The organism is Pseudomonas protegens (assembly GCF_013407925.2).
GTDB classification, from domain to species: Bacteria; Pseudomonadota; Gammaproteobacteria; order Pseudomonadales; family Pseudomonadaceae; genus Aquipseudomonas; species Aquipseudomonas fluorescens_AP.
On the sequence record NZ_CP060201.1, the window covers coordinates 259,904 to 275,255 of the forward strand.

20 protein-coding genes are annotated in these 15,352 nt (G+C 58.2%); 17 read left to right on the top strand and 3 right to left on the bottom strand.

Annotated features, from left to right (window positions below; genetic code table 11):
- The first annotated feature begins 3 nt into the window (after positions 1 to 3).
- From GGI48_RS01115 to GGI48_RS01135, 5 genes are read left to right on the top strand one after another with little or no spacing between them, the layout of a single operon-like run.
- Positions 4 to 438 (top strand): gp436 family protein, encoded by a 435-nt coding sequence (locus tag GGI48_RS01115; RefSeq protein ID WP_179596413.1) that lies wholly within the window; start codon positions 4 to 6, stop codon positions 436 to 438.
- On the top strand, positions 435 to 917 hold the full coding sequence (locus tag GGI48_RS01120) for a Gp37 family protein (protein ID WP_179596415.1): 483 nt from the start codon (positions 435 to 437) through the stop codon (positions 915 to 917). Before GGI48_RS01115 ends, GGI48_RS01120 begins: the two co-directional genes overlap by 4 nt.
- Positions 914 to 1,156 carry a hypothetical protein gene (locus tag GGI48_RS01125; RefSeq protein ID WP_179596417.1) on the top strand — a complete coding sequence of 81 codons (243 nt, stop codon included), beginning with the start codon at positions 914 to 916 and terminating at the stop codon, positions 1,154 to 1,156. Before GGI48_RS01120 ends, GGI48_RS01125 begins: the two co-directional genes overlap by 4 nt.
- Complete coding sequence (locus GGI48_RS01130; protein ID WP_179596419.1) at positions 1,146 to 2,570, top strand: phage tail sheath subtilisin-like domain-containing protein; 1,425 nt, start codon at positions 1,146 to 1,148, stop codon at positions 2,568 to 2,570. Before GGI48_RS01125 ends, GGI48_RS01130 begins: the two co-directional genes overlap by 11 nt.
- Positions 2,570 to 3,094, top strand: a complete 525-nt coding sequence (locus tag GGI48_RS01135) for a phage major tail tube protein (protein ID WP_179596421.1) — start codon at positions 2,570 to 2,572, stop codon at positions 3,092 to 3,094. Before GGI48_RS01130 ends, GGI48_RS01135 begins: the two co-directional genes overlap by 1 nt.
- Here the strand turns inward: GGI48_RS01135 and GGI48_RS01140 are convergent, their stop codons facing one another.
- Positions 3,095 to 3,538, bottom strand: coding sequence for a hypothetical protein (locus GGI48_RS01140; RefSeq protein WP_179596423.1), 444 nt, complete (start codon positions 3,536 to 3,538; stop codon positions 3,095 to 3,097). It abuts the gene before it with no gap.
- Between GGI48_RS01140 and GGI48_RS01145 the strand changes: the two genes are divergently transcribed.
- From GGI48_RS01145 to GGI48_RS01175, 7 genes are all read left to right on the top strand, one after another.
- Positions 3,537 to 3,770: a hypothetical protein gene (locus tag GGI48_RS01145; protein ID WP_179596425.1), complete on the top strand. Its 234-nt coding sequence runs from the start codon at positions 3,537 to 3,539 to the stop codon at positions 3,768 to 3,770. The genes GGI48_RS01140 and GGI48_RS01145 overlap by 2 nt on opposite strands.
- A gap of 157 nt (positions 3,771 to 3,927) precedes the next feature.
- On the top strand, positions 3,928 to 4,242 hold the full coding sequence (locus GGI48_RS01150; RefSeq protein WP_179596427.1) for a phage tail assembly protein: 315 nt from the start codon (positions 3,928 to 3,930) through the stop codon (positions 4,240 to 4,242).
- A gap of 183 nt (positions 4,243 to 4,425) precedes the next feature.
- Positions 4,426 to 7,017, top strand: a complete 2,592-nt coding sequence (locus tag GGI48_RS01155; protein WP_179596429.1) for a phage tail tape measure protein — start codon at positions 4,426 to 4,428, stop codon at positions 7,015 to 7,017.
- Positions 7,017 to 7,898: a phage tail protein gene (locus GGI48_RS01160; protein ID WP_179596431.1), complete on the top strand. Its 882-nt coding sequence runs from the start codon at positions 7,017 to 7,019 to the stop codon at positions 7,896 to 7,898. The genes GGI48_RS01155 and GGI48_RS01160 overlap by 1 nt, the downstream gene beginning before the upstream one ends.
- Complete coding sequence (locus tag GGI48_RS01165) at positions 7,895 to 8,104, top strand: tail protein X (protein ID WP_081818753.1); 210 nt, start codon at positions 7,895 to 7,897, stop codon at positions 8,102 to 8,104. The genes GGI48_RS01160 and GGI48_RS01165 overlap by 4 nt, the downstream gene beginning before the upstream one ends.
- A complete protein-coding gene (locus GGI48_RS01170; RefSeq protein WP_179596433.1) occupies positions 8,092 to 9,204 on the top strand; it encodes a phage late control D family protein in 1,113 nt (370 codons plus the stop codon). The genes GGI48_RS01165 and GGI48_RS01170 overlap by 13 nt, the downstream gene beginning before the upstream one ends.
- Positions 9,204 to 9,755: a phage baseplate assembly protein V gene (locus GGI48_RS01175; RefSeq protein WP_179596435.1), complete on the top strand. Its 552-nt coding sequence runs from the start codon at positions 9,204 to 9,206 to the stop codon at positions 9,753 to 9,755. The genes GGI48_RS01170 and GGI48_RS01175 overlap by 1 nt, the downstream gene beginning before the upstream one ends.
- Here GGI48_RS01175 and GGI48_RS01180 read toward each other — a convergent pair.
- Positions 9,752 to 10,309, bottom strand: a complete 558-nt coding sequence (locus GGI48_RS01180) for a DUF4145 domain-containing protein (protein ID WP_179596438.1) — start codon at positions 10,307 to 10,309, stop codon at positions 9,752 to 9,754. The genes GGI48_RS01175 and GGI48_RS01180 overlap by 4 nt on opposite strands.
- 196 nt (positions 10,310 to 10,505) lie before the next feature.
- Here GGI48_RS01180 and GGI48_RS01185 point away from each other — a divergent pair, with 196 nt between their 5' ends.
- Genes GGI48_RS01185 through GGI48_RS01205 form a run of 5 tightly spaced genes read left to right on the top strand, consistent with a single transcriptional unit; the run spans position 10,506 to position 14,376 of the window.
- Complete coding sequence (locus GGI48_RS01185) at positions 10,506 to 10,883, top strand: GPW/gp25 family protein (protein ID WP_179596440.1); 378 nt, start codon at positions 10,506 to 10,508, stop codon at positions 10,881 to 10,883.
- A complete protein-coding gene (locus GGI48_RS01190; RefSeq protein ID WP_179596442.1) occupies positions 10,867 to 11,988 on the top strand; it encodes a baseplate J/gp47 family protein in 1,122 nt (373 codons plus the stop codon). Before GGI48_RS01185 ends, GGI48_RS01190 begins: the two co-directional genes overlap by 17 nt.
- Positions 11,981 to 12,562 (top strand): phage tail protein, encoded by a 582-nt coding sequence (locus GGI48_RS01195; protein ID WP_179596444.1) that lies wholly within the window; start codon positions 11,981 to 11,983, stop codon positions 12,560 to 12,562. The genes GGI48_RS01190 and GGI48_RS01195 overlap by 8 nt, the downstream gene beginning before the upstream one ends.
- Complete coding sequence (locus GGI48_RS01200) at positions 12,562 to 14,013, top strand: hypothetical protein (protein WP_179596446.1); 1,452 nt, start codon at positions 12,562 to 12,564, stop codon at positions 14,011 to 14,013. The genes GGI48_RS01195 and GGI48_RS01200 overlap by 1 nt, the downstream gene beginning before the upstream one ends.
- Before the next feature lie 3 nt (positions 14,014 to 14,016).
- Positions 14,017 to 14,376: a phage tail assembly chaperone gene (locus tag GGI48_RS01205; protein WP_179596448.1), complete on the top strand. Its 360-nt coding sequence runs from the start codon at positions 14,017 to 14,019 to the stop codon at positions 14,374 to 14,376.
- 267 nt (positions 14,377 to 14,643) lie between these two features.
- Here the strand turns inward: GGI48_RS01205 and GGI48_RS01210 are convergent, their stop codons facing one another.
- Positions 14,644 to 15,348 (bottom strand): NAD(P)H-dependent oxidoreductase, encoded by a 705-nt coding sequence (locus tag GGI48_RS01210; RefSeq protein WP_179596450.1) that lies wholly within the window; start codon positions 15,346 to 15,348, stop codon positions 14,644 to 14,646.
- Between the last annotated feature and the right edge of the window lie 4 nt (positions 15,349 to 15,352).

The following is a 15,352-nucleotide window of genomic DNA, read 5'->3' on the forward strand; positions in this document are numbered from 1 at the left end:
GTCATGCGCTACTGCACCCGTGATGACATCGGGCGGGCCATTCCTGAGCTGACCCTGATTCAGCTCTCAAACGATGACCCCGCAGCCGAGCAGCCCAACGAGAACGTGATCGAGGATGCCGTCCGCCAGGCAGAAGAGCTGGTCGATGGCTATCTACGAGGCCGCTACGACTTGCCGCTCAATCCGGTGCCCACCGTGTTGCGGGATGCAGTGGTGTACCTGGCTCGGCACTGGTTGTATCAGCGCCGTCCTGAAGGTGCTTTGCCTGATGCGGTGAAAGACAGCCGCAAGGACACCATCAAGCTCCTGGAGAGCATCCGTGACGGTGTGGTCACCCTGGGCATGCCCAGCGGGCAAGCCACGCCAGAGCCTGGTGAGATCCATGTTCGCGCACGTCGCCAGCAGTTTGGTGGAGATCTCTGGGGGCGATACGAATGAACCAGCTCAAAACCCAAACCGAGCAGATGCTGGACGCCATGCGTATCCGCCTGCAGGAGGCCTTCGGCAAGGTACTGATGGTCGAGCTGTTTCCTGAAAACCCAGCGAGTTACCGCCTGAATCACCCTCGCGGCGCGATCTTGCTGGCCTACGGCAAGTCGACCTTTGGTGGTTCCGAGGCCGGTGACTCCATGTTCCAGGCTCGCAACATCGTCATCAGGCTGACCCTGGTGTTTCGCCAACTCAATGGCAAGGACGGAGTGGTCAGCTACCTGGACCAGATCCGCGCTTGCCTGACTGGCTGGTTCGCTCCGCACTGCGACCAGGCGTGTCGCCCGGTGGCCGAACAGTTTATCGGCCAGGTCAGCGGCCTCTGGCAATACGGACAGGACTTTGCAATGCGCGCCACTCAACTGCAGGCATTCGCCCCAAGCGATCCGCCTCCGTCGGTCAACCTCCAATTTGAGGAGAACCCATGAACCTTACCCGCTACATCTACACCGGCCCACAAAGCGCCGCCTCCCTGCGGGTAGACGACTCGCGTGAGCTGCTGGAAGTGCAACTGCATACCGGTGAAAGCGTTGAACTGCCTGCAGGACACGAATACACCCTCGCGCTCCTGGAGCTGAAGCACCTGGTGCTGGCACCGAAACCGACCGGCAAAACGTTGTCCGGCGCGTCTGAACCCAAGAAGGAGGCGAAGCCCAATGCCAGCTAACTATTTGCACGGTATTGAAACCACCGAGATCGAACGCGGCCCTCGGGCCATCAAAGTGGTCAAGTCCGCAGTCATTGCACTGGTGGGCACCGCCCCCATCGGGCCAGTCAATGCGCTGACCCTGTGCTTGAACGAAGGTGATGCTGCGCAGTTCGGCACCCACCTCGCCGGGTTCAGCATTCCAGAAGCCCTGGACGGCATCTATGACTTCGGTGCCGGGACGGTGCTGGTGGTCAACGTGCTCGATCCTGCTATCCACCGCGCCAATGTCGCTGGCCAGGTAAAACAGTTCGGGGACAACGACCTGTTGCAACTGGGACACGGGGCCTTACAACTGCTGACGCTGAAACCAGCGGAGGGCGACAGTGCCTATGTGCTGGGCACTGACTACACCGTTGACATGTTGATCGGCCGGGTGAAACGAGTGGCCACCGGCAGTATTCCCGCCAATGCCCAGGTGAAGGCGGATTACACCCATGCTGACCCGTCCAAGGTCACGCCTGCCGAGATCATCGGCGCGGTAACCGTTGCAGGTCGACGCACCGGCTTGAAGGCGTTCCAAGACAGCTACAACACCCTGGGTTTCTTTTCGAAGATATTCATCGCGCCAGGGTTCAGTACCCTGAATTCGGTGGGCGTCGAACTGGCCTCGGAAGCCATTAAAGTGGGCGGCGTCACCTACATCGATGCGCCTATCGGCACCACGGTGCAACAAGTGATTGCCGGTCGTGGTCCAGCGGGCGCCATCAACTTCAACACCAGCAGCGACCGGGTCCGTCTTTGCTACCCGCACGTCAAGGTGTACGACGCCGCCACCAATGGCGAGCGCCTGCAGCCGCTGTCGATCCGTGCGGCAGGCCTGCGGGCCAAGGTGGACAATGACAAGGGTTACTGGTGGAGCAGCTCCAACCAGGAGCTGCTCGGCGTCATTGGGCTGGAGCGGCCGTTGACGGCGCGAATCGATGATCCGAATAGCGAAGTCAACCTGCTGAACGAGGTGGGCATCACCACCGTCTTCAACTCATTTGGCACCGGTCTTCGTTTGTGGGGCAACCGCACAGCGGCTTGGCCGACCGTGACCCACATGCGCAACTTCGAAAACGTCCGGCGCACCAAGGACGTTGTCGACGAGTCGATCCGCTACAGCTCGCTGCAGTTCGTTGACATGCCGATCACCAACTCGCTCATCACCAGCATCACCGAGAGCGTCAACCTGTTCCTGCGCAAGCTGATCGGCGATGAAGCCCTGATCGGCGGTGAATGCTGGTATGACCCAGCGCGCAACCCTCAGACGGAGCTGGAACAAGGGCACGCATTGTTCAACTACAAACTGACTGTGCCGTTGCCATTTGAGCGTGGCACCTTTGAAACCGAAATCACCGGGGAATACCTGGTCAACCTGGGAGCCCAATAATGGCCGGTTTTAGTGCGCATCGTGTTTCTAACGCCGCTATCTACCTCGACGGCGCCAGCTTCTTTGGCCGCGCCGAAGAGATCGATCTGGGCTCGGTCAAGACCGTGACCAGCGACTTCCAGGGGCTGGGGATGGTTGGCCTGATCGAACTGCCAGACGGCATCGACAAACTGGAAGGCAAGATCGTCTGGAACAGCATGTACTACGACGCTGCAATCAAGTTGGTGACGCCATTCAAGAGCGTGCAACTGCAGTGTCGCTCCAACGTCCAGGTCTTCAACAACGGCGGTTTGGTTCGCGAGGTGGCGCTAGTCACCATGATGACCATCAGCGGCAAGGAGTTTCAGCTGGGGAGTCATAAGCCACGAGATCCGACGAAGTATGAAACGCCGTTTTCGGCGACCTATGTGCGGCAGGTGCTAGATGGACAGGAGGTGGTGTTGCTCGACTACCTGGCCAACATCTTCCGAGTAGGCGGTCAGGATCAGTTTGCCAAGTACCGGCAGAACATCGGTCAGGCTTGATTAGCCAGGTAACCCCAAGTGGTTGCTGGCGAATTTGACCCCAATGGACAGGGCCTGGCCAGCGATGTCGCCCAACAGGCTTTTGGCGCCACTCTTGGTGGCATCAACCAGTTGATCACCTAGGGTTGGCCCGGTGCTGAGGCTATCAGGAATGGCCTTCAGCACTTCAAGCCCTTTGGCGGTAAGGACTGCATCTGCATAGCCAACGTTATGAACTCTGTCGTTGAAGCGCAAATACCCTGACTCGGCTAACCAATCGACACAGGCAAACAGAAAGTCCCCCTTCTCATTGGGAAGGTCTGCGCCATAGGACTCGTTGTAATAAGTGCCATCAGGAATAAGTTTCGACACGACCAGAGGGCGTCGAACTGGAAAGTTCTCATACAACGCACCGAGTATCAGGCCGGTGAACTCGTCAAATTGTTTGATATTGGAGATGGTCATGTCCTTGACTCCTGGAGCGCAAGATTTAAAGCCTCAACGTCTTGATGAGGTGTTGAAGAGCATCGATTTGCAAGTGCGTCGAGATGTCGACTCAATGCGGGCGAAACATTACTGGGAGACCACGCTGTTAGGAACCCCAAATGATGTACTGGTTGAGGCGCTGACGATGGCATTAGCGTCTGGCCGCTATCAGATGACACCACGCGGCTGCCCATGCTGTCGAAACCGCTAACACCAGCCTACTGAGCTGCCACGACCATTCCCCGAAGCCCCGCCAATTGTGCGGGGCTTCGTCTTTAAACTCGATTAAAAGCCAGTGCCACGACCAGGTGCGATGCTCAGGACTCATTTAGAGCAACTGATCAATCGATCAACCTGGAGTAACGAACGTGGCCGACAAGCTCAGCATCCCCCTCAAGTTTCCCTTCACCTCCGCAGCTGGCGTGAAAATCAGTTCGCTGCCCATCACTCGCCTCAAACGCAAAGACATCAGCGCTGCTCAGACACACACCAAAGACGAAGCGGCGATGGAGGACTTCCTGCTCGCCAAAATGACTGGCGTCACCATCGAAGACCTGATGGACCTGGACATCGCCGACTCCAAGACGGTCGTCGAGGTGTTTCGGGAAATGGCTGGCGGAGGAGACATTGCTGCAGTCCTGGGACGAAGCGCTGTTGTTGGTATTGAGGATGCAGCCATCTGAGATCGATGAGCTGGATATGGAGCGGTACTGGTTTTGGGTCGACGTGTGTCGGCGAGAAATCGACCGCCGCAACGAGATAGCCGAGGCACAGCGCTAACCATTCCGCTCACATCTAGAGCCTGTACCGTCCGGCGCCCCTGACCTTGGGGCGCTCCCTCAATCAGATAGCCTGCAGAGTACTCCATGGCGAATGAAGTCTTAGTCGGACTGCGAATAGGCGCCGCTGTATCGGGCTCCTTGAGTGCCGCGTTTGGTTCTGCCAAGTCAACGGTGCAGCAGCTCGGGCGTGCGACTGATGGTCTGACGGCCAAGCAAAAACTCATCGGGACCGAACTGGCCGCATCCATCGCTCGCGGCGGCTCGGGCATCGAACGTATGCGCCGTCAGTATGACCAGGTCGGCCGCACCATTGATCAGCTCAAGATTAAGCAGGAGCGTCTCAATACAAGTATTGCCAGAGGGGAAACACTGAAGTCGAAACGTGGAGAACTTCGCGGCCAAGCAGTGGAAACAGCAGGTACAGCCGTTGCATTTGGCGCTCCTGTCGTTCAGTCAATACGTACTGCAATCGAGTTTCAAGACCAGACCCGCGATATCGCAATCACTGGGGGGTTCGACGAGGCAGAGGAAAAACGCCTTAGCGATGTGATGCGCGGAGCCGCACTAAGATGGAATCAGACCCAAACTGAAGTTGCCAAGGGCACCGCCGTGCTGATCGCGGGTGGCATCTCCAGTGCAAAGGAGCTGGCTGCCTACGCTCCAGTAATGGCTAAGAGCGCTACCGCGACTCGTGCAAGCATGGACGATCTTGGCTCAGTCGCTATCGCTTTGAATGACAACCTCGGAATTGGCGCGGCGGGCCTGGAGCGGTCAATGAACATGCTGGCTTACGCTGGCAAACGCGGTCAGTTTGAACTTGCGGATATGGCCAAGTGGTTGCCCCAACTAACCCCGCAATTTGCGGCACTTGGTATCACTGGAGAGCGTGCTGTCGCCGAGATCGGCGCCTCTCTGCAAATCGCTCGCAAGGGCGCAGGTAGCAATGACGAAGCCGCTAATAACTTCAAAAATTTCCTTTCAAAGATTACAGCCCCCGACACTTTGAAAGCATTTGAAGATGCTGGAATCGATTTAAAAGTAAGTATGAAGAACCTGGTCAGCAACGGTTTGACACCGATGCAAGCCATGCTTGAAATCATCACAAAATACACAGGTACTAAAGGCCCAGCAGCGGCCGCAGAATTCCAGAAGGCGATCGCTCTTAAGGATGACACAGAGCGTGAAAGTGCCCTCAATCGGCTCAACGAAGCTTACAAACTGGGAGAGTTGTTCCGGGATCAACAAGTTCTATCGTTCATTCGCCCAGCAATCGCTAACAGAGCTGAGCAAGCAAGTATTCAAAAGGGAAGCATGGATGCTGCGGACAAAGGAGTCCTGGATGAGGACTGGAAAAAGCGTATGGGTAGCCCCAAAGAGGAGCTAAAACAGTTAGGTGCAAACTTGGCCGATATTGGAATTTCTGTCGGTAGCGCATTAATTCCGGCTCTAGTTGATGCAACTGCTGCGCTTATTCCGCTGATGCAATCATTTTCAACGTGGGCAGGTGAAAACCCCGCCATCATCAAAGGTGTTGTCGGTCTAGTTGGCGGTCTGCTACTGGGTAAAATGGCCTTTATCGGCATTGCCTATGGCGCGAACCTGGTGATGTCGCCTTTCGTGGCGTTAACCACTTCTGTCAGGACGCTATCTGCAAAATGGACGTTACTCCGTGCCCTATGGCAAATGGGCAAGTTCACCCCATTGATTACCGGCCTCAGCCGCGTCGGTGGCGGGCTGGCGACAGTTGCAAGGTACAGTGGCCTGTTCTTACGTGGCGTCGGGATGGCCTTGGGCGCTCCGCTCGCCATGATCGCTCGTGGCGCGCTCGGTCTGGGCAAGGTCCTGGGTGGCACTTTGTTGTTCGGCCTTAAGTTGGCTGGCCAGGCTGTGCTGTGGTTGGGCCGTGCTCTGATGATGAACCCTATCGGGCTGGCGATCACTGGCATCGCCTTGGCTGCTTACCTGATTTACCGCTATTGGGAACCCATCAAGACCTTCTTCACTGGCCTGTGGGCCGAGGTCAAGGAAGGCTTCAATGGTGGTCTGACGGGCATCATCGGTTTGCTGATCAACTTCTCGCCCATCGGCTGGTTCTACCGGGCCTTTGCGGCCGTGATGGACTACTTCGGCATTGAGTTGCCTGGGAAATTTACCGAGTTCGGCAGCATGCTGATAACGGGCCTGGTCAATGGCATCACCAACATGGCCGGATCTCTCAAAGACAGCGTCATTGGCGTTGGCTCATCGGTCAAAGGCTGGTTCACCGAGACTCTCGGTATTCAGTCGCCGAGCCGCGTGTTCATGGGGTACGGCGCAAACATCAGTGAAGGCGCCGCCATTGGGATCAGCTCTCAGGCTGGCCTGGTACGCAACGCCGCATTGGGCATGGCCACGCAATCGAAAGTCGATTTGCTGCCGCCCGATCCTGCAGCCGTCTCCAGAGCCAGCATGATGGGCAATGGAGGAGGCGCCACTCCTGGTGCGGTGCCAGCTGCTGGCGGTCAGCCCGTCTTCAACTTCTCGCCTCAGATCACGGTGCCAGGTGGCCCTGGCGTGCGTGACCAGGTCGGTCAGGCGCTGCAGGCCGGTTATGCCGAGTTTGTGCGGTTCATGGAGCGCTACGAGTACGACAAGCAACGCCGCAGCTATGGGCCTGCAGGCGGAGGTTCTGCCTGATGTTCGCGATCCTGGGCGAGATTGAATTTACCGTTGCCGGTGGTATCAGCGGCATGGAGCAACGCGGATCGGCTGATTGGGCGGAACACTCGCGCATCCAGGGCAAGCCCTTGTTGGAGTGGATCGGTGAAGGGTTGGAAGAGTGCAACCTGACCATCGAGCTGCATCCTGTTCTGGGCGATCCCGAGGCGCGGCTCCGGGCTTTGCGTCTGGCCAAGAAAAAGCATGAGCCCCTGGCGCTCGTGATGGGGAGCGGCGAATACCTCGGCCCGTATGTCATCGTCGACCTCAACAACGTTATCCGCCGCGCTACGGCCGTAGGCCAGATCAAGTCGGCATCGGTCCAAGTGAGCCTGAAGGAGTACACCGGGGCATTTACTCGGAAGGCTCTTCGTCCTGGTCTGCTCGATCCGGCAGTCAGTGGAACTTCTGCAGCAGTGACAGGCTCCCCTGGGCTCATCTCACGGATGCTGCCATCACCCAGCACAACCCAACTGGTGATCGGGCACGCAAAAACTGCCGGTAACGTGCTGAAGGCTGGCCAGAACCTTTATGAGACGGTCAAAAGCGGCAACGCCTCGATGATTCTTGGCCAAGTCCCCCAGTTGCTGGGAGTGACCGCTCGGGCAATCGAGCCACTGCAGGGACTCAAGGATGCGGCTGGCCTGCTCGATGACGGCTCCGACTTGTCGCGGCTGGGCGAAGATGTGCTCTCCAGCGTCATGGGCGCTCGCTCCAGCCTGGACCCGGTAGACCTGGGCAACATCGTTGATCGGTTCGCCACATCGAGAGAGTCACTTGGCCAGGCCCTGACCAAGATGGATGGCGCCAGTACTCGACTGTCCGGCCTGGCGGCGCAAGTCCTCACGAGGAAGGCATGATGTTTCTTGTCCATGTCACCACTGAGGGCGAGCGCTGGGATCAACTGGCTTGGCGCTACTACGGCGATGCTCACCGGTATTTGCCGATCGTTGAAGCCAACCCCCATGTGCCGATCACAGCTGCTTTACCTGCAGGCTTGACCTTGGCCATCCCCATCCTTGAACCCGAACCAGCAGCGGAGGATCTGCCGCCATGGATGCGATAACACCTGCACAGGTGCCCGAGGCGCGCTTCGTGCTGACGTACCAACAGCGCAATATCACGCGGAACATCAGCGACCACCTTTTATCACTGACTTACCAGGACTTCCTGACTGGTGAAGCCGACAACCTGGATGTCGAGCTTGAAGACTCCGAAGGCAAGTGGCGGGATGCTTGGTATCCGGGACACGGCGATACCTTGGCGCTGTCCATCGGATGGGCTGGGGAGCCTCTACGAGCAGTAGGCCGGTTTGAGATCGACGGTATCGAGCTGCGTTGCCCGCCCTCGACGATCACCATTCGCGCGTTGGGCACTGGCATCAACAGCCCATTGCGCACGCCGGAACATAAGGCCTACGAAAACACCACTTTGGATGCAGTGGCTAAGCAGGTCGCTACACGCCAGGGGCTGGTCTTGGTGGGCAGCATCGAGCCGATCAAACTTGACCGACTGACGCAGCAAGAGTCGGACCTGGTCTTTCTGCGCCAGCTGGCCGAGGAATATGACTATGCCTTCAAGGTCACCGGCAACAAGATGGTGTTTCACGCCATCAGTGAACTGGCCAGAGGTGCGCCAGTGGCCACTCAAGTCCTCGGCGACCTGGCGAACGTCAACCTACGGGACCAGATCCGCGACATCCCCAAAGCCGTGAAGGTCAAACACAAAGACCCCGCGCAAAAAAAACTGGTCGCCTACGACATCGTCAACGGCGAGACCGTCGCGGTCCCCAGCAGCGCGAGCAAGACCACGACCAGCGGCGACACAAAGAAGAAGCGTAAGCGCACCGCCTCGGCCGAAGAGGCCAAGGCAAAGGCCAAAGCTGAACTGGCCAAGGCCAACCGGGAGCGTACAAAGGGCAGCTGGACCGCGATGGGCCGCCCCAACCTGGTTAGCGGCAATATCGTCACCCTGGCGGCCGCTGGCAAGCTCGGAGGCAACTACCTGATCACCTCCGCTCGCCATGAAATGACCCGCAGCGGCGGCTACATCGTTGACATGGAGTCGTGCCGGATCTCGGCGCCCTCGATCTCCATGACACTGGAAAACACCAAGCCTGATCTGGCTCTGTCGACCTACGGCATCGAGCGCGAGGTGATCGCCTGATGGGCGTTGAACTGGAATACGGCGAAGTCAGTGCCGTGGACTATGTGACCTGCCGTATCCGGGTGCGCCTTGATGAGCGTGATGGTGTCGAGAGCTACTGGCTCAACGTGCCCCAGCGCAACACGCAGGGCACAAAGCGTCGCCCGTTGATGCCCGAGCTGGGTGAACAGGTGGCGGTGCTGCTCGATGCTGATGGCGTGGGTGGTGTGTACCTGGGCGGGGTCTATTCAACGGCAGAACCGCCGCCCGTGGTCGATGAGGACACGGACTATGTACGCTTCAGCGATGGGACTGTCTCGACCTACGACCGTGCGGCCGGGGTCATGACGTTGGACTGTGTGGGGGCTTTGCTTGTGAAGTGCGGGCGGAACATCACGGTTGAAGCTGGGGAGCCGGTGGTGGTTAAGGCGCCCTCAGCGATCTTAGATATCCCGCAGGTCACACTGAATGGAAACCTGCAGATGAAGGGCGATCTGCAGGTCAATGGCAACGTCACCGCCAGTGGAGTGGTCATGGACGCAGGTGGAAACTCGAACCACCATAGTCACTAAACAATATTTCGGCGCTTTGTTGCTGGTGTTAAAGCCCTAACTGCTTCCAGTTCTTTTTCTTCAGTGATGCAATAACGAACAGTCATATTCAATAGTGTAAAAAGCGCCAGCGCGACCTCAGGGGTGTCATTAAGATTCACGGTTCCCGGATGCACGGACTCATTCCCGAAGATTCTAATGGTGTCAAACGCCTTTAGAACTCGACTCGGAAGTCCTTTTTCTACGAGTTCACCAATTTGCGTGTGGATGTCTCCTTTCTTACCTAGAAGCTGCTGACAGAGCTTTTGTACGCATAACCTGAGCAACGCCGCAGAAGCACGTGGTGAGTGGTTAAAAATCAACCTAGCCTCTTCGAAGTCTATTTTTATGTCGTCAGGCATATCCTCCTCTGCAGCTGGAGCGGTAGAGGCACTCGGATAAATTAGGTAGCCCGTACCTCCGATTAGTACTGATAGTGGATTCGTGGCAGATTTGTCATCACCAATCCACACACCAGGCCGACTGCAAGCACTGCAGAACGACATTGATACCGGTGAGTATTCATCAGGGTTCACCAGTAGATGCCTCCATTGCATCGCGGAAAAAGCACCGCAATGAGGGCATCTGAAGCTCTGTTTTTTATAGCCGGGGGTTGTATCACTCTGTTTCATACGATCCTTCGAAATAGTTGAACATCAGTCTTATTTAACCTGAATGCATCTTTAATCTCGATCAAAAGCTTACTGCCTCCGATCTCTCCAACATGGGGGCATGACCACGCCAATTCCTTATACCAGCATCACCGCCGCCCACTGGCAACCCGTCCTCGGTACTTCCGGCGAGGTTGTCGAGGGCCTGCGTGACATCGACCAGGCGATCCGCATCATCCTGACCACCCCCAAGGGCAGTGATGCACACCGGCCAGAGTTCGGCAGCAACATCCATCTGTACATCGACTGGCCTGTCAATCGCGTGACTCCGCACCTGGTGCGTGAGGCGGTTGATTCGATTCGCCAGTGGGAGCCACGGGTTTCCGTAGTCCAGGTACAGGTGAGCATTGAGGGCTCGCAGGTGAGTCTGCGGGTTCAATGGCGTGTTGCGGATGGTGTCACCCAGTTGACCGAGGTGTCCTATGCGCGAGCTGCCTAAACCAGTGTTCGTCGAGATCAATCCGGCCGCCAACGAAGCGGACTTGATTGCCCGATACGAGAGCAAGACAGGAAAGACCCTGTATCCCGCGCAAGTGGAACGACTGTTTATAGACCAGGTCGCATATGCCCAGACGCGCCTGCAGTTGGCTATTCAGAGCGCTGGCGAGCAGCTCCTGGTGCGTTATGCCAAGGCTCCGATACTCGATTATCTGGGCGAATTGGTGGCGACCCCAAGGCTGTTGGCCGTTCCCGCCCGCTGCCCCCTGAAGTTCCGCATGCCGACTGCCGTGCAGCAGCCCCTGCTGATACCTGCAGGCACCCGCGTCAGCACTCAGGACGCCAAGCTTTCGTTCCTGACAGACCAGGACGCGCTCATTCCGGCCGGACAAACGCAGATCAGCGTGACGGCAACCTGTTTGACTGCCGGTGTCCTGGGCAACGGGTGGGCTGTCGGCCAGATCAGCAGCATTGCCAACCCACCTGCAGTTGGTCTGATCGCCACAAACACCAGCATCACTGCAGACGGCGCAGAGGACGAGGACGATGACCGCTATCGCGAGCGGATCATTCTTGCACCGGAGGCATTCAGCAATGCGGGCAGCCGTGGCGCGTATCGCTACCACGCGCTGGCAGTGCATCAGTCCATCATCGATGTGGCCGTGCATGGGCCAGACGAAGGCCAGCCGGATGGGCACGTGGCCTTGTTTCCTCTGACCAATACCGGCTTGCCCTCAGCTGACCTGCTTCAGCGCGTCAAGAGCCAGGTGAGTGGCGAGAAAGTACGTCCGCTGTGCGACACCGTGCATACCTACGCACCCACCGAGGTCGCCTACGAGATTAAGGCGCGCATCACCTTCTATGATTCTGCAAGTCGTGAAGGCGCTATGAAGATGGCTCAGGCTGCAGCGCAAGCCTACGCCGTTGAACGACGTGCAGGCCTTGGACGTGATCTTGTTCAGGAGCAACTAACCGCGCTGCTGCAGGTGAGTGGTGTGTACCGAGCAGACGTTGAGCTTCCGAGCGCTGTACGCGAACTGCAGGGGCACGAGTGGGCAAACTGCACCTCTATCCAGTTGGTGGATGCAGGGTTCGTCTATGGCTAACCATCAACTGCCACCGGCGCTGGCCGGTGATGAGCGTTTTGCAGTGCTCTGCGAATTGCTCGACGAAACGCTGGAGGGCCTCGACCTCAATGCCGTGTTGGTTTACCTGGTCGACTTGGTGAAACCCGCATTGCTGCCAAATCTGGCGGATCAGTTTTCCCTGCTCGATGAGGCGGCCTGGCAACTGGCAGAGTCCGACGAGGCCAAGCGCAACCTGGTCAAGAACGCCGCCCAGCTGCATCGATACAAGGGCACCCCCTGGGCTGTGCGAGAGGTCATCCGCTTGCTTGGCTTCGGCGAGGTGATGCTCCAGGAGGGCATGAACAACCGCCTGCGTGATGGATCGATCACCCGAAATGGCGGCTATGTCCATGGCGATCCTTCAGCCTGGGCCCTTTATCGCGTTGTGCTTCAACGCGCCATAACAAACGACCAGGCCGCGCTTCTGCGCCGCCTCCTTCTTTCAGTAGCGCCCGCACGCTGCCGTTTGGTGACCCTCGACTATCAGTCTGTCGCGATCCGGCACAACGGCGTTGCGCGTCGCGATGGCCAATACAACCATGGGAGCAGCTAATGGCCGATCTACCCGAGTCCAATGAGTGGACAACTGGCATTTATCAACTCGAAACCTCAGACCCTGTCCTCGGTGGCCCTGAAGGCATCGACAACCTGCAGGCCAAACAGCTTGCGAACCGCACGCGGTGGCTGAAGGACAGGATCGACACGCTGGGTGTTTCCCTTGCTGGGAAAGCCGGGAAAGCAACTACCCTTGGCGGCTACGGCATCACTGATGCGTTCACCAAGCCCGAGGCCACTTCGGCTATTCAGCAAGCAATAGCGAGTCTGGTGGCATCGTCACCTGCATCACTCGACACGCTGAAGAAGCTGGCGGACGCGTTGGGTAATGACCCGAACTTTGCCACCTCGATGACCAATGCCCTTGCAGGCAAGGCAGGAAAGGCAACCACTCTCGGTGGGTATGGCATTACCGATGCTTTCACCAAGCCAGAAACCACTTCGGCTATTCAGCAAGCAATAGCGAGTCTGGTGGCATCGTCACCTGCATCACTCGACACGCTGAAGAAGCTGGCGGACGCGTTGGGTAATGACCCGAACTTTGCCACCTCGATGACCAGCGCCCTGGCGGGAAAGGCTAACAAGGCGACCACCCTCAGCGGCTATGGCATCACGGATGCGTATCCTAAGACCGGGACCTATTCCAGGGCGGAAGTCGATGCAGCACTTGCTGCCCAGGTGGCCAACGCGGTCCCGAAGGGGTATTGCGTGGGCTTTGTCATGTCGATGAATGCAGGGGCGCCAGCCATGGCTGTGGACGTTTTACCAGGTACTGCATGTGGCGCCGGAAATCCGGTGTTCTCGGCGGCAACCATTACCGGCGCTCTGCAGGCGGCAGGTAGCTGGACCGCAGGGACCGGCGGTAACAAGCTTGATGCGGGCACCCGAGCGGCGAACAGCTGGTATCACGTTTTCTTGATCCGCAGGAATGAAGGCGGGGAGGCGGATCTGCTGTTCTCTATGAGCAGTTCGGCCCCTGCTGTTCCTGCTGGTTATGAGTTGGTAATGCGCCTCAAGGGGCGCGCACTGCGAACTGATGGGGCTGCGAACATCGCTCCATTCATCAACTACGGTAACAGCACGGACTGGAAGATTCTGCCCTTCGATATGACCCTGGCGGCAGTACCAACAAGCAGTCACACGGTCACTATCAGTGTTCCCCCCGGCGTCAGAGTTCGGGCGTGCTTCTACGTCTCGGCTATTGGAGAAGGGCCGCTGATCTATGTTCGTTCCCCCGATGCTGCTGCAGCTGTGCTCGGTGTCACTTCGGGCGGTGCGTACGCGGGCGGGGTTGGTCTGGACAGTACTTCTTATCTGAACGAGAACTTTGCGAGCTATTGCGAAGCGTCCACAAATCAAAGTGCCCAGGTGGTTGTACAGGTCTTTGCCTGGCCAAACTATCTAGTTCAATCGGCCCGGCTTTTAACAGCCGGCTGGCGGGAGGATTAAGCAATGCCGTATGTACAGCGCACCGAGAGCGGCCGAATTTTCGGTCAGTTCGCAAACCTGCAGCCTGGTTTCGCGGAAGAGTGGATAGAAGAGGGTTCGCCGGAGTTGTCGCCGATTGATCCCGACCAGCTCGCGCTTGCCGAGCGTGTTTGGCGTGACGGCGAGTTAGTTGCGGTCATGTGGCTGCGCGAGCGGCACCGCGATCAGCTTGAAATTGAAGCCCCTACAACGTTGACGGGGGAACAGTTCAAGGAGCTGCTTGTGTACATGCAAGCTCTGCGCGACTGGCCACAGTCACCGGACTTTCCTGCTAGTCAGCACCGCCCAATATCTCCGACTTGGTTAGCAGGGCAGATCGAGTAATGTTCTGCTTGGCTTGCTCACCTCAGCAATTCAATTGCAGCAGATGCAATAACTTCTGAGGTGATTTATCTCAATTCAGGTTTTAGATTTTTCGCACGCGGCATCATCTGAGGCCCCGACCTTTTCCAATCCCCACCCTCCCTCACCGTAGGAGCTGGCTTGCCAGCGAAGACGTCCGCCCAGGCGGTGCAAGACTTGCGGGCCTCTTCGCCGGCAAGCCGGCTCCTACAAGGGGATTGGCGGTAGGTGGGGCACCGTTGGGTCCGCTCAGGCTGGGAGGGGGTGCAGGGCTTCGTCGAATTGGTCCAGACGGGGGAAAACCAGCGGTTGCTCGTCTGCAAGATGCTCCAGGCGCTGCCGGTAGCGGTGCAGGAATTCTTCTCGGGCTTCCTGGCTGATGTAGGGCACGTGCCAGGCCACAAAGGGCTCCAGCACATCACAGCCGACATAGGCCAACGTACCCCGCAGCAACGGACGCAGCATGTCCTCCAGCGGGCCATGGATCGCGCCTTCGCCAAACATGTGCTCGCGCCCGCCCAGGGTCAGGGTCACCAGGGCTTTCTTGCCCACCAGCCCGCCCTGGTCATAGAAACGCTTGCCGCCATAACACACCCCCGACACCAGCACCCGGTCGATCCAGCCCTTGAGCATGGCCGGCACCGAGAACCAGAACACCGGGAAGTTGAGGATCAACAGGTCAGCCCACAGCAGCTTGTCCAGCTCTGCCTGGATGTCGGCGGCGATGCTCTGGTTCTTCACCCCCAGGCGCTGCTCCAGGGCGTACACCAGGTAATCCGGGTTGTCCCGGGCGGCAAAGTCGGCGGCGCTGGCCACCGGGTTCCAGTTCATTGCGTATAAATCGCTGACCTGCACCTGGTGCCCCTGGGCCTCCAGGGTGCTGCGGGCCTGGTCGCGCAAGGCGGCGGTGAAGGATTGCGGTTCGGGGTGGGCGTGGACGATCAGTACCTTCATGAAG